13 protein-coding genes are annotated in these 18902 nt (G+C 72.8%); 6 read left to right on the plus strand and 7 right to left on the minus strand.

Translation table 11 applies throughout. The features are described from left to right. Window positions 1–270 precede the first annotated feature (270 nt). Both AB0B40_RS19855 and glpK read left to right on the plus strand, forming a co-directional pair. Window positions 271–1020, plus strand: a complete 750-nt coding sequence (locus AB0B40_RS19855) for an MIP/aquaporin family protein (RefSeq protein ID WP_345058996.1) — start codon at window positions 271–273, stop codon at window positions 1018–1020. Window positions 1021–1149: 129 nt separating this feature from the next. Then, the gene (glpK, locus tag AB0B40_RS19860; RefSeq protein ID WP_362264750.1) at window positions 1150–2670 is read left to right on the plus strand and encodes a glycerol kinase GlpK; all 1521 of its coding nucleotides are present in this window, start codon (window positions 1150–1152) and stop codon (window positions 2668–2670) included. 127 nt (window positions 2671–2797) lie between these two features. Here the strand turns inward: glpK and AB0B40_RS19865 are convergent, their stop codons facing one another. Genes AB0B40_RS19865 through AB0B40_RS19885 form a run of 5 tightly spaced genes read right to left on the minus strand, consistent with a single transcriptional unit; the run spans window position 2798 to window position 10765 of the window. Further along, window positions 2798–3403, minus strand: a complete 606-nt coding sequence (locus tag AB0B40_RS19865; protein WP_345058998.1) for an ATP/GTP-binding protein — start codon at window positions 3401–3403, stop codon at window positions 2798–2800. Beyond that, entirely contained in the window at window positions 3384–7022 is a 3639-nt protein-coding gene (locus AB0B40_RS19870) for a hydantoinase B/oxoprolinase family protein (RefSeq protein WP_362264752.1), read from the minus strand. Before AB0B40_RS19870 ends, AB0B40_RS19865 begins: the two co-directional genes overlap by 20 nt. A gap of 24 nt (window positions 7023–7046) precedes the next feature. Next, window positions 7047–7442, minus strand: coding sequence for a DUF742 domain-containing protein (locus AB0B40_RS19875; protein WP_362264754.1), 396 nt, complete (start codon window positions 7440–7442; stop codon window positions 7047–7049). A 9-nt stretch (window positions 7443–7451) separates the two neighbouring features. After that, window positions 7452–7886: a roadblock/LC7 domain-containing protein gene (locus tag AB0B40_RS19880; protein WP_345059004.1), complete on the minus strand. Its 435-nt coding sequence runs from the start codon at window positions 7884–7886 to the stop codon at window positions 7452–7454. Beyond that, window positions 7883–10765 (minus strand): nitrate- and nitrite sensing domain-containing protein, encoded by a 2883-nt coding sequence (locus tag AB0B40_RS19885; protein ID WP_362264814.1) that lies wholly within the window; start codon window positions 10763–10765, stop codon window positions 7883–7885. Before AB0B40_RS19885 ends, AB0B40_RS19880 begins: the two co-directional genes overlap by 4 nt. A 418-nt stretch (window positions 10766–11183) precedes the next feature. Between AB0B40_RS19885 and AB0B40_RS19890 the strand changes: the two genes are divergently transcribed. After that, window positions 11184–11717 carry a hypothetical protein gene (locus AB0B40_RS19890; RefSeq protein ID WP_345059006.1) on the plus strand — a complete coding sequence of 178 codons (534 nt, stop codon included), beginning with the start codon at window positions 11184–11186 and terminating at the stop codon, window positions 11715–11717. 90 nt (window positions 11718–11807) lie between these two features. Here AB0B40_RS19890 and AB0B40_RS19895 read toward each other — a convergent pair whose 3' ends face one another. After that, on the minus strand, window positions 11808–13040 hold the full coding sequence (locus AB0B40_RS19895; RefSeq protein WP_345059008.1) for an FAD-dependent oxidoreductase: 1233 nt from the start codon (window positions 13038–13040) through the stop codon (window positions 11808–11810). 148 nt (window positions 13041–13188) lie between these two features. After that, complete coding sequence (locus AB0B40_RS19900) at window positions 13189–13512, minus strand: bifunctional 3-phenylpropionate/cinnamic acid dioxygenase ferredoxin subunit (protein ID WP_345059010.1); 324 nt, start codon at window positions 13510–13512, stop codon at window positions 13189–13191. 398 nt (window positions 13513–13910) lie between these two features. Between AB0B40_RS19900 and AB0B40_RS19905 the strand changes: the two genes are divergently transcribed. From AB0B40_RS19905 to AB0B40_RS19915, 3 genes are all read left to right on the plus strand, one after another. Continuing rightward, complete coding sequence (locus AB0B40_RS19905; protein WP_345059028.1) at window positions 13911–14654, plus strand: IclR family transcriptional regulator; 744 nt, start codon at window positions 13911–13913, stop codon at window positions 14652–14654. 253 nt (window positions 14655–14907) lie between these two features. Next, window positions 14908–15993, plus strand: coding sequence for an S-(hydroxymethyl)mycothiol dehydrogenase (locus AB0B40_RS19910; RefSeq protein ID WP_362264757.1), 1086 nt, complete (start codon window positions 14908–14910; stop codon window positions 15991–15993). 332 nt (window positions 15994–16325) lie between these two features. Next, window positions 16326–18893 carry an FAD-dependent oxidoreductase gene (locus tag AB0B40_RS19915; protein ID WP_362264759.1) on the plus strand — a complete coding sequence of 856 codons (2568 nt, stop codon included), beginning with the start codon at window positions 16326–16328 and terminating at the stop codon, window positions 18891–18893. Window positions 18894–18902 lie beyond the last annotated feature (9 nt).

The following is an 18902-nucleotide window of genomic DNA, read 5'->3' on the forward strand; positions in this document are numbered from 1 at the left end:
GCAACCTTGACGCCCCCGGGACGCCGGTGAACACTTCCCGGTGTCAGCCCACATCGCCGTAGGTTCTCTGCGTCATCAGACATCGTGGCGCGGGTTCGTCCCGCACCGCGACCCGGCTCTCCAGGGCGATCCGGCTGCGAACGGCACGCTCGTCACTGACGCCGGGCGGGGCGCGGATCCCTCCCTGCCTTCGGCTGAAGTCGCCAAGGGAACCGTCCTGCACGACAGGGCCGGGGCCGATCGCCCCCTGACGGCGCCAAGGGAGCCGCCATGAGCAACGCGGACATCTTCGTCGGCGAGGTCATCGGCACCGCGATCCTGATCCTGTTCGGTGCCGGGGTCTGCGCCGCCGTCACCCTCAGGTACTCCAAGGCCCGGGACTCGGGCTGGGTGGTGATCGCCTTCGGCTGGGGCTTCGGTGTGCTCGCCGGCGCGTACACCGCGGCGCCCCTCTCCGGCGGTCACCTCAATCCCGCCGTGACGATCGGCATCGCCGTGGACACCGGCAAGTGGGACAAGGTCTGGGTGTATCTGCTCGGGCAGACCGCCGGCGCCATGCTGGGCGCGGTGCTGGCCTATCTCGTGTACCTCGCCCAGTTCCGGGCCAACGTCCGCACGGAAGGCACCACGGAGGGCACCGCCCACGAGCCCGTGCCGACCCTCGGCATCTTCTCGACCGTCCCGGAGATCCGTAGCCCTGTCGCCAACCTCGTCACGGAGATCATCGCGACCGTCGCGCTCGTCCTGCCGGTCCTCGCCTTCGGGCTCACCAAGGGGCTCGGCGAGTCCGGCACCACCGTGCTGATCGTCTCCCTCCTCGTCGTGGGCATCGGCCTCTCCCTCGGCGGTCCCACCGGCTACGCCATCAACCCGGCCCGCGACCTCGGCCCACGCATCGTGCACACCCTCCTGCCGATCCCCCACAAGGGCACCTCCGACTGGGGCTACGCCTGGATCCCGGTCGTCGGCCCGCTGACCGGCGGAGCGCTCGCCGGCCTCATCTACAACGCCGCCTTCTGAGCCACCGGTCGCCACCGGCCTTGCCTCCCCCACGGCTCTCCAGCCCCACCCACCTCTCGCCTCCACCACGGCTCCCCAGCCCCGGCGGCCTTGCGGCCGGCGACTCCACCCAGCGACCCAGGGACAGCCATGACGGACACCGCAGGCACATACGTCGCCGCCATCGACCAGGGCACCACGTCCAGCCGCTGCATCGTCTTCGATCACAGCGGCGCGATCGTGGCCGTCGACCAGCGCGAGCACCGGCAGATCTTCCCCAAGCCGGGCTGGGTGGAGCACGACGCCACCGAGATCTGGTCCAAGGTGCAGGCCGTGGTGGCCGGGACGCTGGCCAGGGCGGGGCTGCGCGCCGACCAGCTGAGCGCCGTCGGCATCACCAACCAGCGGGAGACGACGGTTCTGTGGGACCGCGCCACGGGCAAGCCCGTGCACAACGCGCTCGTGTGGCAGGACACCCGCACCGCGGCGCTCTGCGTCGAACTGGGCGGCACGGACGGCCAGGACCGCTTCCGCGAGCGCACCGGCCTGCCCTTGGCCGGCTACTTCTCCGGTCCCAAGGCGGCCTGGCTGCTGGACCATGTCCCCGGTCTGCGGCAGCGGGCCGAGCGCGGTGAGATCGCGTTCGGCACCATCGACTCCTGGCTGATCTGGAACCTCACGGGCGGCACCGACGGCGGCCGGCACGTCACCGATGTCACGAACGCCTGCCGCACCATGCTGATGAACCTGGACACCCTCCAGTGGGATCCCTCCCTCCTGTCCGCGATGAACGTGCCCGAGGCCGTGCTGCCCGAGATCAGGTCATCCGCCGAGGTGTACGGCACCGCCGTCGGGCAGCTGTCGGGGGTGCCCGTGGCCTCGGCGCTGGGCGATCAGCAGGCGGCCCTGTTCGGGCAGACCTGTTACGACGTCGGCACCGCCAAGAACACCTACGGCACCGGCAGTTTCCTGTTGCTGAACACCGGCGACCGGCCGGTGCCGTCCAAGAGCGGCCTGCTGACGACGATGGGCTACAAGATCGGCGGGGAGGCGCCGGTGTACTGCCTGGAGGGGTCCATAGCGATAACGGGTGCGCTGGTCCAGTGGTTCCGCGACCAGCTGGGGATCATCCGCAGCGCCGACGAGATCGAGACGCTGGCGGCGAGCGTCGACGACAACGGCGGCGCCTACGTGGTGCCGGCGTTCTCCGGCCTGTTCGCGCCCTACTGGCGTTCCGACGCGCGCGGAGTGGTCACCGGCCTGACCCGGTACGTCACGAAGGCCCACCTCGCGCGCGCGGTGCTGGAGGCGACGAGCTGGCAGACCCGGGAGGTGGTGGACGCGATGTACCAGGACTCCGGGGTGCGGATCAGCTCGCTGAAGGCCGACGGCGGCATGACCCGCAACAACCTGCTCATGCAGCACCAGGCGGACGTCCTCGGCGTGCCGGTGATCCGGCCCCGGGTGCCGGAGACGACCTGCCTGGGTGCCGCCTACGCCGCCGGGCTGGCCACGGGCGTGTGGAGCGGCCTGGACGAGCTGAGGTCGCACTGGCGCAAGGACGCGGAGTGGACACCGGCGATGGAGACGTCGGTCCGCGACCGCGAGTACCGGAACTGGCGCAGGGCCGTGGAGAAGAGCTTCGGCTGGCTCGGGGAGGACGGGACGTAGCGGCGCGGGGCCACCCCACGAGCGCGTGGGCGCTCCGGACAGGACCACGGCCCGTACCCCAGTCGGCGGGGGTACGGGCCGTGCCCGTCGGCCGGCGTCGGCGGGCCGCACGCCGCGTGCCCGCCGGTCAGCCGATGGCGGCCTTGCGGCGGTGGGCCGCGTAGTCCATCGCGTGCCGGACGAGCCCGATGAGCACTTCCTTGACCGACTCCCGGTCCCGTGCGTCGCACAGCAGGACGGGCACGTCGTCGTCCAGGTCGAGTGCCTGCCGGACGGAGTCGCCGGGGTAGCGGGCGGCCCCCTCGAAGCAGTTGACGCCGACGAGGAACGGTATGGAGCGCCGCTCGAAGTAGTCGATGGCCGCGAAGCAGTCCTCCAGGCGGCGCGTGTCGGCGAGCACGACGGCGCCGAGCGCGCCCTCGGACAGTTCGTCCCACATGAACCAGAACCGTTCCTGCCCGGGCGTGCCGAAGAGGTAGAGCACCAGGTCCTCGCGCAGCGTGATACGGCCGAAGTCCATGGCGACCGTGGTGGTGTGCTTGCCCTCCACGCCGCTGGTGTCGTCGACGGGCCGCCCGGCCTCGGTGAGCAGTTCCTCGGTGCGCAGCGGCCTGATCTCGCTGACCGAGCCGACGAGGGTCGTCTTGCCCACGCCGAAGCCGCCGGCGACCAGGATCTTGAGCGTGACGGGCTCGACCGGAGGCTTGCCTCGCTCAGAACGCCCGAAGATCATCGATCTCTTCTCCTGCTTGATGGGTGTCGGGCGACGGCCTGCCGTAGCCGCCGCCACCGGGGGTTTCGATGACGAGTACGTCGCCGGGACCGACGTCGGCCGAGCCGCTCGCGCCGAGGTCGGTGACCGTGCCGTCGGCCCGCTCCACCCGGTTGGCGCCGAGCGCTCCGGGGGCGCCGCCGGCCATGCCGTACGGCGGCACGTGGCGGTGCTGGGAGAGCGTGGAGACGGTCATCGGTTCGAGGAAGCGGATGCGGCGTACGGCGCCGTCGCCGCCCCGCCACCGGCCTGGGCCGCCGCTCCCCCGCCGGACGGCGAACTCCTCCAGCCTGACCGGCAGCCGCCACTCCAGGATCTCCGGGTCGGTGAGCCGGGAGTTGGTCATGTGGGTCTGCACCACGTCGGCGCCGGGGAAGCCGTCACCGGCACCGGATCCGGAGGCGACGGTCTCGTAGTACTGGTGCCGTTCGTTGCCGAAGGTGACGTTGTTCATCGTGCCGGAGCCCTCGGCCTGGACGCCGAGCGCGGCGTAGAGGGCGCCGGTGATGGCCTGCGAGGTCTCCACGTTGCCGGCGACGACGGCGGCGGGCGGTTCGGGAGCGAGCATCGATCCGGGCGGCACGACGATGTCCAGGGGGCGCAGACATCCGTCGTTGAGCGGGATGTCGTCGTCGACCAGGGTGCGGAAGACGTACAGGACGGCCGCGTTGACGACCGCGAGGGGCGCGTTGAAGTTGGTGGCGAGCTGCGCGGAGGTGCCGGTGAAGTCGATGGCCGCCCGGCGTCCGGTGCGGTCGACGCGGACCCTGACCCGGATGACGGCGCCGGAGTCGGTCTCGTAGGCGTACTCACCGTCGTCCAGGGCGTCGATGACGCGGCGGACGGCCTCCTCGGCGTTGTCCTGGACGTGCCGCATGTAGGCCTGGACGACGTCGAGGCCGAACTCCTCGATCATGCGGCGGACCTCGTCGACGCCTTTGCGGTTGGCGGCGATCTGGGCGCGCAGGTCGGCGATGTTCGTGTGCGGGTTGCGGGACGGGTACGGCGCCTCGGTGAGCAGCCGGCGGGTCTCCTCCTCGCGGAGGCGGCCGTTGTCGGCGAGCAGCCAGTTGTCGAAGAGGACGCCCTCCTCCTCGATGGTGCGGCTGTCGGCCGGCATGGAGCCGGGGGCGATGCCGCCGATCTCGGCATGGTGACCGCGTGAGGCGACGTGGAAGAGGATCCGCGGCTCACTGTGCGTGCCGGTCGCGTGCTCGGTGTCGAAGACGGGGGTGATCACGGTGACGTCCGGCAGGTGGGTGCCGCCGTGATACGGGTCGTTGACGGCGTAGGTGTCGCCCGGCCGCATGGCGGAGCCGCGCCGGCGGATCACCTCTTTGACGCTGGTGCCCATGGACCCCAGGTGGACGGGGATGTGGGGGGCGTTGGCCACCAGGTTTCCGTCCGGGTCGAACAGGGCGCAGGAGAAGTCCAGCCGCTCCTTGATGTTCACGGACTGGGCCGTGGACTCCAGTCGCGCGCCCATCTGTTCGGCGATCGACATGAAGAGGTTGTTGAAGACCTCCAGCAGAACCGGGTCGGCTTCCGTGTCGAGACGGGAACTCTGCGTAATCGCCGCGCGTTCCATGAGCAGCTGCCCGTCATCGGTCGCGGCGGCCCGCCAGCCGTCGTCGACGACGGTCGTCGCACCGGCCTCGGTGATGATCGCGGGGCCGGTGACGGGCTCGCCGGGGGGAAGGGCCTCCCGGCGGTGGAGGGGTACGTCGCGCCAGGCGCCGCCGGTGTGGAGACGGACGGTGGCGGGCGCGCGGGGGCTGCCGTCGTACGGGGCGAGGGCGGAGAGATCGGGGGGTGCGGTGATGCCGGTGGCTTCGACGGAGAGGGCTTCCACGACGACGGGCCGGTCGAGCGTGAAGGAGTACGTGGCGCGGTGACGTTCCTCGAAGGCGTCCTTCATGGCGTCGGGCTCGGCCAGCTCCACGGTGAGGGTGGTGTCGGTGCCGTCGTAGCGGAGCTGGGCGCGGCGGGTGACCTGGACGCGGTCCTCCTCGACGTCCTCGGCGCGCAGCTCGGCGCGCGCGGCGGCCTCCAGGGCGTCGGCCGTCTCGCGGATGCCGGGCATGGCGGCGGCTTCCAGAGGTGCCTCTACGGAGTGTTCGCGCATGGCGGTGGTGTCGGCGAGGCCGATGCCGAGTGCCGACAGCACGCCGGCCATGGGGGGTACGAGGACGGTGCGGACGCCGAGGGAGTCGGCGACCCGGCAGGCGTGCTGGCCGCCCGCCCCGCCGAAGGTGGTCAGGGCGTAGCGGGTGACGTCGTGGCCCTTCTGGACGGAGATCCGCTTGACGGCGTTGGCGATGTTGGCGACGGCGATCTGCAGGTACCCCTCGGCCACCTGCTCCGGGGTGCGGTCGTCGCCGGTGCGCCGGTGGATCTCGCGCGCGAGGGCGGTGAACCGGTCACGGACGAGGGAGGCGTCCAGGGGCTGGTCGCCGCCGGGTCCGAAGACGGCGGGAAAGTGCGGGGGCTGGATACGGCCGAGCATCACGTTGGCGTCGGTGACGGTGAGCGGGCCGCCGGCGCGGTAGCAGGCGGGGCCCGGGTCGGCGCCGGCCGAGTCGGGGCCGACCCGGTAGCGGGAGCCGTCGAAGTGCAGGACGGAGCCGCCGCCGGCGGCGACGGTGTGGATGTCCAGCATGGGGGCGCGCAGCCGGACGCCCGCGATCTGTGTGGTGAACACGCGCTCGTACTCGCCGGCGAAGTGCGACACGTCGGTGGAGGTGCCGCCCATGTCGAACCCGATGACGCGGTCGAATCCGGCGCGCTGCGACATGCGGGCCATGCCGACGATGCCGCCGGCCGGTCCGGAGAGGATGGCGTCCTTGCCGCGGAACTGTCCGGCCTCCGTCAGTCCGCCGTTGGACTGCATGAACATCAGCCGTACGTCCCGCAGCTCCTCGGCGATGTGCCGCACGTAGCGGCGCAGTACGGGCGAGAGGTAGGCGTCCACGACGGCGGTGTCCCCGCGCGGCACGAGCTTCATCAACGGGCTGACCTCGCTGGACAGCGAGATCTGCGGGAAGCCGACGCGGGCGGCGAGTTCGCCGACGGCGCGTTCGTGGCCGGGGTGGAGGTGGCTGTGCAGGCAGACGACGGCGACCGCGCGGATCCCGTCGTCGTACGCCTGCCGGAGCGGGCCGGCCAGGGCGTCCAGGTCGGGGGCGCGCAGGACGGTGCCGTCGGCGGCGAGGCGCTCGTCCACCTCCACGACCCGTTCGTGGAGCAGCTCGGGCAGCTCGATGCGGCGGGCGAAGATGCGGGGGCGGTTCTGGTAGGCGATCCGCAGGGCGTCGCGGAAGCCGCGGGTGACGACCAGGAGTGTGCGCTCGCCGGTGCGTTCCAGCAGGGCGTTGGTGGCGACCGTGGTGCCCATGCGGACGGCCTCGACGGGCTCCGGGGAGTCCCCGAGGAGTTCGCGCACCCCGGCCACGGCGGCGTCGGCGTACCGGGCCGGGTTGTCCGACAGCAGCTTGTGCGTGAGCAGCCGGCCGTCCGGGCGACGCGCGACGATGTCGGTGAAGGTACCGCCCCGGTCGACCCAGAACTGCCAGCCAGTCACGTCACTACCTCGCTTCCGCGCCGGTCACAGCGCCCGGAGGCCGTTGATCACGTCGCGCAGAATACTTTCGTCCGGGAGTTCCGCCGGGGGCACCGGGCGGGTCACATGGACGAGTTCACAGTGCACCAGGTCCCCGATGAGGACCCGGACCACACCGATGGGCAGGTCCAGTTCCGCGGCCAGCTCGGCGACCGACTGCGGTTCGTCCCGGCAGAGCCCGACGATGTCCACGTGTTCAGGGGACAGCGTCGGGTCCGGTTCCGGATCGCCGGCGTCGGGCTCCGTGACCACCACCGCGATCAGGTCGAGGCGGTGCTGGGCCTCGCTCGTGGTGCGGCCCCGGGTCATGGCGTACGGCCGGACGACCGGCCCGGCCTCGTCGTCGAACCAGTGGCTTCTTCCCTGACCGTCTCCGCTCATGTCATCCCACTACCCGTCCGCGGGCAGATCGGTGCGCGGGGCGGTGCCCAGATGCACGCCGACCCGCTTGACCAGGAGTGTCATCTCGTAGGCGACCTGCCCGACGTCGGAGTCGGCGTCCGAGAGGACGGCGAGACAGCTGCCGTCGCCGGCGGCGGTGACGAAGAGGAAGGCGCCGTCCAGCTCGACCACCGTCTGCCGGACGCCGCCCGCGTCGAAGTGGCGCCCGACGCCCTTGGCGAGGCTGTGGAAGCCGGACGCCACGGCGGCCAGATGCTCGCTGTCCTCCCTGGTCAGGTCCTTGGAAACCCCTGTCGCCAGTCCGTCGCCGGACAGGATGACGGCCTTGCGGATGCTGGCGACCCGGTCGACGAGATCGTCCAGGAGCCAGTTCAGCTCCCCCTTGTTCGCCGGTGTGTGGCCGGTGGCCTTCGGTGCGGTCATCGACCGTCCCCCTTAGTCGTTCCTCGTGCTGTGCCGTCCCGGGCTTCGTCGCCGGCGGCGTTCTCCTCCCGGCCACGCTGCCAGCCGCGCTGGAGCGAGGCCATTCGGCTGCGGACCTCGTCGGCGTCGCGGTCGGCGGGCTGCGCCGCGGTCTCGGCGCGCCGTTCGGAGTCGTGCTTGAGCTGGGGAGCCAGGCTGGCCTGGCGTATGCGCCGGGGCAGCGGACCGGCGCCCGGCTCCGGGGCCGCGTCACCGGCGGGTGCGGAGGTACCCCCATGGGGCGGTGCCGGGTCCGCCGGGCCGCCCGTGCCCCGTGCCTCGGACCGGGTACGCCTGGGCAGCGCCGGGGCTCCGGACGGCTCCTGGCCGCTGTCGGCCGGGGGTCCGGGCGTTCCCTGGCCGCTGTCGGCCGGGGTTCCGGGCGTTCCCTGGCCGCTGTCGGCCGGGGCCGGGGCGCTGTCCCCGGCGCGTTCGGCGAGTCCGGTGGGGCGCCGGGAGGCCGTGCCCCGGCGGCGGGTGGGCAGCGGGGCGGGGCCTGCGGTGTCGGAGCGGGGCGGGGCGGCGGAGGGCCCCCGGTCCTGTTCGCCGCGGCGGTTGCGCTGGTCGGTGACGGGCTTGCCGTGCGAGCTGACCAGCTTGGGCGTCTGCCGTCGTGACAGCGGCAGGGGTCCGTGGTCGGCGGTCTCCTCGCGGGACTGCCGGTCGGCCGGCGCCGTGGCCCCCTGCTGCTCTTCGTCGCCGGGACCGGGGCGGCGGGGGCGGAACAGGCCGCCGCGCTCGCTGTCCTCGTCGTCGAGGGAGCCGGGGAAGCCGTCCAGCGCGTCGAGATCGACGGGCGCCTCCAGCTCCACCGGGCCGTCGAGCAGGGACGTCGGCAGACCGGGCAGCTGCAGCGGCGCCCTGGACCGCCCGGCGGTACGCCCCAGCGCCTGCCCGGTGCCCGTCGCCGGGCGGTCCCGGTCGAGCCGGAAGCCGATGCCGTTGGTGTCCGGGACATCGTCGGTCAGCAGCGCGTCGGGGATGAACACGACGGCGGTGGTGCCGCCGTACGGCGACGGCTGGAGGGAGACCCGGACGTTCTGGCGCTGGGCGAGGCGGCTGACCACGAACAGGCCCAGCCGGTCGGTGTCGGAGAGTTCGAACTCGGGAGTCTCGGCGAGGCGCAGATTGGCGTCCAGGAGTGCCTCGGCCGTCATTCCGAGACCCCGGTCGTGGATCTCCAGGGTGAAGCCGTTGGCGACCCGCTCTCCGATGACCTGGACGGCGGTGTGCGGGGGCGAGAAGACCGTGGCGTTCTCCAGGAGTTCGGCCACGAGATGGGTGAGGTCGGCGACGGCGGGTCCGGTGACGGCGACCCGGGGCAGCCGCCGGACCTCGATGCGCTCGTAGTCCTCGACCTCGGCGACGGCGGCGCGGACGACGTCCATCAGCTGCACGGGCCGGCGCCACTGCCGGGAGGGCGCGGCGCCGGAGAGGATCACCAGGCCCTCGGCGTGCCGGCGCATACGGGTGGTGAGGTGGTCCAGGCGGAACAGGTCGGCGAGTTCGTCGGTGTCCTCGGTCCGGCGCTCCATGCTGTCCAGCAGCGTGAGCTGCTTGTGCAGCAGCACCTGGCTGCGGCGGGCCAGGTTGACGAAGACTTCGGAGACACCGGAGCGCAGTTCGGCCTGCTTGACGGCGGCCTCCACGGCGGCGCGCTGCAGGGTGTTGAGGGCCTGTCCGACCTCGCCGATCTCGTTCTTGTCGTACTCCAGGCGCGGTACCTCGGTCTCGACGTCGACATGCTCGCCCGCGGACAGCCGGCGCATCACGCTGGGCAGGCGGACACCGGACGCCTCGTGGGCCTCCAGGCGGAGCTGGCGCAGGTCGCGGATGAGGGCGCGGCCGACGCGGACGGAGAGGAGGACGGAGACGAGGAGTGCGACCAGCCCGAGGAGGCCCGGTACGGCGGCCTGCATGATGACGCCCATGGCCACGGGGCGCATGCGGTCCTGGAAGCGGTCGCCGACCTGGTCGTCCAGGGTGCCGAGTTCGTCCAGGACGGTCGCCGCCGCGGAGTCCCAGCTCTTCGCGGTGACACCGTGCGGGGTGCCGGACTTCGTGGTGGCAGCGCTTTGTTCGGCCGTGCGCAGCGGGGCCGTGGTGGCGTTCTTCCAGAAGCGTTCGTAGCGCTCGCGCTCGGCGGCGGGCAGCGGCGGGAGGCCGATGTCGTACAGGAGGGTGCGCTGGGCGACGAGGTCGGAGATGGCACGGGTCTCGTCCGGGGTGAGCCGGCCGACGACGAGGGAGGAGCCGAGCAGGGCGTCCTCGCGGGAGAGCAGCTCGCGGGCGCGGGAGAGGTTGACCAGCGCGCGGGCCTGTTTGTCGGCGTCGACGTCGTCGATGCCGTCGAGGACCGCGAGCAGTGCGTAGCAGGGGTCCACGAGACGGTCGTAGAGGTCGAGCGCCTGGGCGCGGGTGACGGTGCCCTCCTCGACGCTGCGGCGCAGGGAGCCTAGGCCGTCGAAGGTGTCCAGGAGGGCGGTGAGGTGTTCGATGTCGTCGGCGTCCAGATGGGACCGGTAGTCCTTGAGGTTCCTGCGGACCGTGGTGATCGCCCGGTCGGTGGCGGTGCGGGTGCGGTGCAGTCCCGTGAGTGCCTCGGCGGCCCGCGGGTCGGCGAGGTAGACGAGGGTCTGGCGGCGCTCCTGCTGGAGGGCGCGCACGGTGTCCTCGGTGGGATAGCCGATGTTCTCGACGACGTCGGACACGCGGAACAGCTGGGCCACCTCGCGACCCGTGAGTACCGTGGCGAAGCCCCAGACGGCGGTCAGGGACACCAGCGGCACGAGAAGCAGCGCCACGATCTTCCGGCGGATCGACTTCCCGCGAAAGCGCATGGCCTCCCCCAGCTCGGCCCCCGCCGGCCGGGGGCTCATGTCCGTCAACAAACGGCGCGAGCCTACTACCGCCCCACAGATAACTCGAAGACACGTCCGGAGGGTGAACTTCCGCACTGGCGGCGAGAGATGGCGAGTTGTCCGGGCATTGGGGGAGATTGCCACCACGATCCGGGCGCACCTGCCGGGTCGGCGGCGGTCTCAAGGAGGGTCGGTTGGCCGGATTTTTTCGCCGTGGGGGAATCTTCGGGTGGTCTCGTTCGTCCTTCTCTATGGGAATTGGGGGCGGAATGGGCCACAGGAGCCGCATGCCGCACCCCGGCGGCGTAGAACAGCGCAAGCCGGGCAGCCACTGGGGAGCCGGGGTCTTCGGACGTCGGAGGCGAGCGGTCTGTCGGCGGTGGGGAGTGACACGGTGATGAGGACGGCGGGGCGGCGCGAGGCGCCCGGGGAGAGCGTGGCCGGGCGCACGCAGGCACGGTGGGACCGGAAGGAGCCGGGGCACGGCATCCCGGAATCCGGGCGGCCCGGGCGGCCGGCCGGTGAGGAACAGCGGCAGAGCTACCGGCCGTTGTGGGTCGAGGAGCCCGCGCGGCGGCATCCGACGCCGGATCCGGTGCGTGCGGCGGTGGTGCGGGCCGTCCTCGTCATCGCGGTGACGCTCATACAGGCGATGGTGGCGTTCCTGTGCACGCTGGCCGGCTCCTGGGCGGCGTTCCCGATGGTGATCAGCAGCGTGGCGAGCACGGTGGTGGCCACCTGGGCCGTGGTCGACGTGTGGGTGACCCGCCAAGTGTGGAGCCAGCGGTACGGCGTGGTGTCCGAGCCGAGCAGCACGGCCCGGGCCCTGCGCCGGGAGCGGCGCGCTCGCCGCCGCCAGGAGCGGGCGGCCCTGCGGGAACAGGAGCGGATACGCCGGACCGGCGGCGCCGGACGGCTGTCGCACTCCTGACCGAGGCGGACGGCACGGCGGTGGGGCGAGGGCCGGGCGCACTCCGGCCGGCCCGGCCCCGTCGATGGCGGCGGTGCCGCCCGCCGCCCGTCACAGCGCAGCGGGCTCCGTCTCCTGCCGCTCCCGGCCCTGGCGTCCGTCCGGCGCCCGTTCGTCCCGTTGCGGTTCCCGCCGGAGTTCGCGCCGGGCCCGCAGGAAGGCGCGGGGCCGGTCCACCGCGAGCACGGCGACGGTGCGGCCGTCCCGTTCGTAGCGGGCGAGGAAGCCGGACTCGCCGGGCAGACCGTCGTCGGTGATCTCGCCCTCGGTGACACGGACGGTGTCGCCCTCGCGGTGCCGGCCCGCGAACTGGATCCGGGAGTCGTACTGGTCGGACCAGAAGTACGGCAGCGTGCGGGCGGTCACGAGGGTGCGGCCGGCGAGCAGGTTGGCCGCGGCGGCGCGGGGCTGTTCCGTGGCGGAGGTCCAGTGCTCGGCCCGGATCCCGCCGACGCGGGCGACGTCGCCGACCGCGACGACCTGGGGCAGGGCGGTGACGCAGCCGTCGTCGCACGGCACACCGTCCTGCGGGACGAGTGTCGAGCCGGCCAGCCAGGCGCTGTTGGGGACGGCACCGATACCGACGATCACGATGTCGGCGGGCAGGGTGCGGCCGTCGGTGAGGCAGACCCCGGTGACGGTGGCGGCGCCCCGGAGCGTGGCCACGCCGGTCCCGGTGACCAGCTCCACGCCACCCCGGCGGTGCAGCGCGGCGCACACCGCGGCCATCGCCGTACCCAGTTGGGGCACGAGGGGCAGCGGAGCGGCCTCGACCACCGTGACCGTGTGGCCGAGGCGGGCGCAGGAGGAGGCGGTCTCGGCGCCGATGAAGCCGCCGCCGATGACGACGACCCGGCGGGGCCCTCGGGTGAGGCCGGCGCGCAGGGCGCGGGCGTCGTCCAGGGTGCGCAGGGTGTGCACGCCGGCGAGGCTCTTGCCGGGCAGGCGGCGGGCGGAGGCACCGGTGGCGATGACGACGCCGTCGGTGGACACGGTACGGCCGTCGTCGAGGAGGACGGTGCGGCCACGGGGGTCCAGGCCGCGGGCGCGCACCCCGAGCAGCCACTCGGCGTCGAGTCCGGCGGTCTCCTCGGCGTCGGTGAGCGCGAGCCGGCTCTCGTCGGCGCCTCCGGTGAGGAAGGTCTTGGAGAGAGGGGGGCGGTCGTAGGGGTGATGGGGTTCCTCGCCGACGATCACCAGTCGGCCGTCGAAGCCCTGGGCGCGCAGCTCGCGTGCGGCGTGGAGTCCGGAGAGGGAGGCTCCGACGATGGTCACGGTCCTCATAGGGCACGGCTCCTGGCGTCTGAGGCACCGCTCCTGGCGTCTGGGGCACCACTCCTGGCGTCGGGCCCGGGGGCGGGGCGGTGGCGACGGGCCGGCGCCGTACCGGCCGGACGGCCGGTGGCGGCGCGCGCGGGGTGTCCGGCGGAGTTCATGCGGCCGTACCCTCCTCCGCGCCGAGGTGGACGTGCACGACACCGTCCTCCACGGTGACGCGGTGAGTGCGCACGGGGCGCCGGGCAGGCAGGCAGGTCGGTTCGCCGGTGCGCAGGTCGAAGGCGGCCGCGTGCAGCGGGCACTCGACCAGGCAGCCCTCCAGCCAGCCCTCGGAGAGGGAGGCGTCCTGGTGGGTGCACGTGTCGTCGATGGCGTACAACTCGCCGCCCTCGGTGCGGAACACGGCGACCGGCGGCGTGGTCGCGACGCGGACGGACTCGCCCTCGGGGAGGTCTTCGAGGCGGCAGACGGGAATCACGGGCCCCCCTCTCGGTCCGGGACACTCGGTCCGGGACCTGCTCGATGCAGGCGTCAGGGATGCTGCCGGGAGCCCGGACCCATGGCGGTCCGGCCCGGGTGAAGCGGCAAGGGAGTGACGGACCGTCATCGGTCCGGGCGGTCCGTCACCCTTCCGGGATCCGGACGCTTCGGTAACATGATGTTTCGCATGGCGCACGAGCTAGCGCTATGCGCAACAGAATCCGCGCGGGACGACCGTCGCGTCAAGGGCTTCCCGCAGATGCGGCCCGAACCGGGCCGGCAGGTGGTGAGAGTTGAGCCATGACCCGCACGCAGAAGCAGTCTGACCACGGCGAGGAGAACACGCGGAGCCCGGGGACCCCGGAGAGGCGAAACGGCAGCGGGACGGCCAGCGCGGTGCAGTCGGTGGACCGCGCCGTGAGCGTGCTGGAGATCCTCGCACGGCACGGGGAGGCGGGCGTCACCGAGATCGCCGAGGAGCTGGACGTCCACAAGTCCACGGCGTTCCGGCTGCTCGGCGTCCTGGAGAACCGCGGTCTGGTGGCCCAGGCCAAGGACCGCGGGAAGTACTACCTGGGGGCCGGCGTACTGCGGCTGGCGGGGGCGGCGGCAGTGCGCCTGGACATCTCCCAGGAGGGCGTCCCGGTCTGCCGGGAGGTCGCCGACGAGCTGGGCGAGACGGTCAACATCGCCGTGCTCGACGACGACGCGGCGGTCAACATCATGCAGGCCCGCGGCACCGCGTCCGTGACCGCGCAGAACTGGCTGGGCAGACGCACCCCGCTGCACGCCACCTCCAGCGGCAAGGTGCTCCTCGCGCACATGCCGCCGACCCTGCGCGAGGGCCTGCTGGCGCGGTCGTTGCCGCGGTTCACGGACCGCACGGTCACCGGCGCGGGAATGCTGCGCGCCGAGCTGGAGGCCGTGGTCCAGCAGGGGTACGGCGTCACGGTCGAGGAGCTGGAGCTGGGGCTCGCCGCCGTCGCCGCGCCGGTGCGCTCGCACGACGGCAAGGTGATCGCGGCGATCAGCGTCTCGGGGCCGGTGTACCGGCTCAACGCCGACCGGCTGCCCGAGGTGGCCAAGCGGACGGTGGCGGCGGGCGCCGAGCTGTCCCGGCGCATGGGGTACGGCTTCTGACCGGGGCCGCGGCCCGCACGGACCGGACCGCGGCCCCCTCAACGCCTCCCGCCGCACCGGGAACCCGGTGGGACCGCGGCGCGGGACCGGGGCGTTCCCGGTCCCGCGCCGTCGTGTGTCCGAGAGGTTTCGCCCCCCGGCTTCCCTTTGCCAAGGGTTAACGCGCGCCCCTTGACGGCCCCGTGACGCCGTTCTCAGTATGTTCCCCATCACGCAACCCATCGTGTAATGCGCAACAGCAGAGGAGCTTGTCGTGCCCCACGAGGTCCGTGCCGTAGTCGCTGTGAAGAAGGGCGCACCCGTGGAGGTGCGGACGATCGTCGTCCCCGATCCGGGGCCCGGTGAGGTGCTCGTCGACGTGCAGGCCTGCGGGGTGTGCCACACGGATCTCCACTACCGGGACGGCGCGATCACCGACGACTTCCCGTTCCTGCTGGGTCACGAGGCGGCCGGTACGGTCGCGGCGACCGGCCCGGGGGTCACCGACCTCAAGCCCGGCGACTACGTCGTACTGGCCTGGCGCGCGCCGTGCGGCAGTTGCCGTTCCTGCCGGCGCGGCCGGCCCTGGTACTGCTTCGACTCCCGCAACGCCGCACAGCCCATGACGCTGCCGGACGGCACCCCGCTCACCAGCGCCCTCGGCATCGGGGCCTTCGCCGAGAAGACGCTGGTCGCGGCGGGCCAGGCGGTGAAGATCGACCCTGCCGCGCGTCCGGAGGCGGCCGGTCTCATCGGCTGCGGGGTGATGGCCGGTTACGGCGCGGCGGTGAACACCGGCGGTGTCGGCCGCGGCGACTCGGTGGCCGTCATCGGCTGCGGGGGCGTCGGCAACGCGGCCATCGCGGGCGCCTGCCTGAACGGCGCCATGAAGGTGATCGCCGTCGACATCGACGACAGGAAGCTGGACCAGGCGGAGAAGTTCGGCGCCACGCACACCGTCAACTCCCGGGGCACCGACCCGGTCGAGGCCGTCCGGGAGCTGACCGACGGACACGGCGTGGACATCGCGATCGACGCGGTGGGCCGTCCCGAGACGTTCCTGCAGGCCTTCTACATGCGTGACCACGCGGGCCTGCTGGTCCAGGTCGGTGTCCCCGCGCCCGAGATGAAGGTCGAGCTCCCGCTGATCGACGTGTTCTCACGCGGCGGCGCAGTCAAGTCCTCCTGGTACGGCGACTGCCTGCCGAGCCGGGACTTCCCGTTCCTGATCGACCAGTACCTCTACGGCCTGCTCGACCTCAACGCGTTCGTGTCCGAGACGATCGCCCTGGACCAGGTGGAGGAGGCGTTCGGCAAGATGCACCGCGGTGAGGTGCTCCGCTCGGTGGTGGTCCTGTGAGCGTGCCCGGGAGCAGACGCACCGAACGGGCCGCTTCCCGTACGCCGCGTTCCTCGACGCCCTCGTCACCGGGGACACCCTCGTCACCGGGGACATCGTCGTCACCGGGGACACACTCTGCCACGACGGCCCCGGCGCCACCGGCCGCCGCCCGTACCCCGACCGGACCGCCGTCGGGGCGTCCCTCCGCATCCGGCCGCTGACCCTGCCGGGTGCCACCGTCGTCCGCACCGGCCACGGCCGGGACGCGACGGTCGCCGCCGAACGGCCGCACACCCCGCCGTCCGGGCGGCTCCCCCGCACCTGCCATCCCCGCCACCACGAGGAGGGGCATGTCCAGCACACCCGAAGACCGTCCTCGCCCGCCGGAGGACCACCTCCGCACCCCGGGAAACCACTCCCGCACCCCCGAACCGCGCGGGCACGCCCCGGAAGACCACTCCCGTCCGCCCGCGGACCCGCCTCGTGGTCCCCGCGTCGTCGTGATCGGCGCCGGAATCGTCGGCTGCTCCCTGGCCGACGAGCTGACCGCCCGTGGCTGGACGGACGTCACCGTCCTCGAACAGGGCCCCCTGCCCGCCCCGGGCGGCTCCACCTCGCACGCGCCCGGGCTCGTCTTCCAGACCAGTCCGTCCAGGACCCTCACGCAGTTCGCCAGGTACACCGTCGAGAAGTTCCGCTCCCTCGAAGTCGACGGCGTCTCCTGTTTCCACCAGGTCGGCGGCCTGGAACTCGCGACGACCCCCGAGCGCCTGGCAGATCTGCACCGCAGGGCCGGCTACGCGGCGTCCTGGGGCATCCGCGGCGAGGTCGTGAGCACGGCCAGGTGCAAGGAGCTGTGGCCGCTGCTGGACGGCTCGGTCGTTCTCGGCGGCTTCCACACCCCGGACGACGGCCTCGCCCGGGCCCTCCTCGCGGCCCGCGCCCAGATGGACCGCGCCACCGCGCGCGGCGCCCGCTTCCTGGAGCGGCACACGGTCACCGGCATCGAGCGGCAGGACGGCCGGGTCACCGCGGTCGTCACCGACCGGGGCGCCTTCCCGGCCGACCACGTCGTGTCCGCGGCCGGTTTCTGGGGGCCTGTCATCGGCCGCCTGGCCGGCCTCGACGTACCGCTGCAGCCACTCGCCCACCAGTACGCGAAGACGCGGCCCCTGCCCGAGCTGAGCGGCGCCACGGCCGAGGCGTCCCTCCCCATCCTCCGCTTCCAGGACCGTGACCTGTACTTCCGCGAGCACACCGACCGCATCGGGATCGGTTCGTACGCGCACCGGCCGTTGCCCGTCGACCCGTTCGCGGTCCCGGCGTACGACGAGGCCCGCGCCCGGGGCATGGAGATGCCGTCCTCCCGCCCCTTCACGGCCGAGGACTGGGAACCGAGCTGGGAGGACTGCCGCCGGCTGCTGCCGGCCCTGCGCGGGACGGAGATCGAGGCCGGGTTCAACGGGGTCTTCTCGTTCACCCCGGACGGTATGCCGGTGCTCGGCGAGGCGCGGCGGCTGCGGGGCTTCTGGCTCGCGGAGGCGGTCTGGGTCACGCATTCGGCCGGGGTGGCGAAGGCGGTGGCCGAGTGGATGGTCGACGGACGGCCGTCCGTCGACGTGCACGAGTGCGACCTCACGCGGTTCGAGGAGGCGCAGCGTTCACCCGCGTACACCCGTGAGCGCGGTTCACAGCAGTTCGTGGAGGTGTACGACGTTCTCCATCCCCTCCAGCCGATGGAGCAGCCGCGCCCTCTGCGCGTCAGCCCCTTCTACGCCCGCCAGCAGCAGCTCGGCGCCTTCTTCCTGGAGGGCGGCGGCTGGGAGCGCCCGCACTGGTACGAGGCGAACGCCCCGCTCGTGGACGCCCTCGGCGGCCTGCCCGAGCGTGACGCCTGGTCGGCGCGCTACTGGTCCCCCGTCGCCGCCGCGGAGGCGAAGGCCACCCGTGAGAAGGTCGCCCTGTACGACATGACCCCGCTGCGCCGCCTGGAGGTCACCGGTCCCGGTGCCCTCGCCTTCCTCGACCGGATGACCAGCAACAACCTCCGCAGGAAACCCGGCGCGGTCACCTACACGCTGCTGCTGGACGAGACCGGGGGCATCCGCTCCGATCTCACGGTCGCGCGCCTCGCCCCCGACCGGTTCCAGGTCGGCGCCAACTCCCCCGCCGACCTGGACCTGCTCCTGCGGCACGCGCCCGAGGGGGTGCGGATCCGTGACATCACCTCGGGCACCTGCTGCATCGGCGTCTGGGGCCCGCTCGCCCGCGCCCTCGTCCAGCCCCTGACCGGTGACGACTTCTCCCACCAGGGGTTCGGCTACTTCCGGGCCAGGCAGACGTATCTCGGGCACGTGCCGGTGACGGCGATGCGCCTGAGCTACGTCGGGGAGCTGGGCTGGGAGCTGTACACCACGGCCGACCTGGGCCTCAGGCTCTGGGACACGCTGTGGGAGGCCGGGCAGGGGCTCGGCGTGGTCGCCGCGGGCCGCTCCGCCTTCAACTCCCTGCGGCTGGAGAAGGGTTACCGGGCCTGGGGTGCCGACATGACCGACGAGCACACCCCCTTCGAGGCGGGCCTCGGCTTCGCGGTCCGCATGGACAAGGAGGACTTCGTCGGCAAGGCGGCGCTGGAACGTGCCGGAGAGCCCTCCAGGCGGCTCACCCCGCTGCTCCTGGACGACCCGTCCGCCGTGGTCCTCGGCAAGGAGCCCGTCTTCGCCGACGGCGCCCCGGCCGGCTACGTGACCAGCGCGTCGTACGGCTACACGCTGGGCCGTTGCGTCGCCTACGCCTGGCTTCCGGCCGGCCTGCCCACCGGTACGGCCGTGCACATCGAGTACTTCGGCGAGAAGGTCCCGGCCACGGTCGCCGACGAGCCGCTGTTCGACCCCGGGATGATCCGCATCCGTCGCTAGGAGGCCTCC

This window comes from Streptomyces sp. NPDC042638, from assembly GCF_040647235.1.
Classification (GTDB): domain Bacteria; phylum Actinomycetota; class Actinomycetes; order Streptomycetales; family Streptomycetaceae; genus Streptomyces; species Streptomyces rameus.

Bases quoted from the DNA above. Each gene is read 5' to 3' on its own strand.
- glpK (WP_362264750.1), top strand. From the start codon at position 1,150: ATGACGGACACCGCAGGCACATACGTCGCCGCCATCGACCAGGGCACC.
- AB0B40_RS19890 (WP_345059006.1), top strand. From the start codon at position 11,184: ATGAGGACGGCGGGGCGGCGCGAGGCGCCCGGGGAGAGCGTGGCCGGG.
- AB0B40_RS19855 (WP_345058996.1), top strand. From the start codon at position 271: ATGAGCAACGCGGACATCTTCGTCGGCGAGGTCATCGGCACCGCGATC.
- AB0B40_RS19875 (WP_362264754.1), bottom strand. From the start codon at position 7,442: ATGAGCGGAGACGGTCAGGGAAGAAGCCACTGGTTCGACGACGAGGCC.
- AB0B40_RS19880 (WP_345059004.1), bottom strand. From the start codon at position 7,886: ATGACCGCACCGAAGGCCACCGGCCACACACCGGCGAACAAGGGGGAG.
- AB0B40_RS19895 (WP_345059008.1), bottom strand. From the start codon at position 13,040: ATGAGGACCGTGACCATCGTCGGAGCCTCCCTCTCCGGACTCCACGCC.
- AB0B40_RS19865 (WP_345058998.1), bottom strand. From the start codon at position 3,403: ATGATCTTCGGGCGTTCTGAGCGAGGCAAGCCTCCGGTCGAGCCCGTC.
- AB0B40_RS19885 (WP_362264814.1), bottom strand. From the start codon at position 10,765: ATGCGCTTTCGCGGGAAGTCGATCCGCCGGAAGATCGTGGCGCTGCTT.
- AB0B40_RS19915 (WP_362264759.1), top strand. From the start codon at position 16,326: ATGTCCAGCACACCCGAAGACCGTCCTCGCCCGCCGGAGGACCACCTC.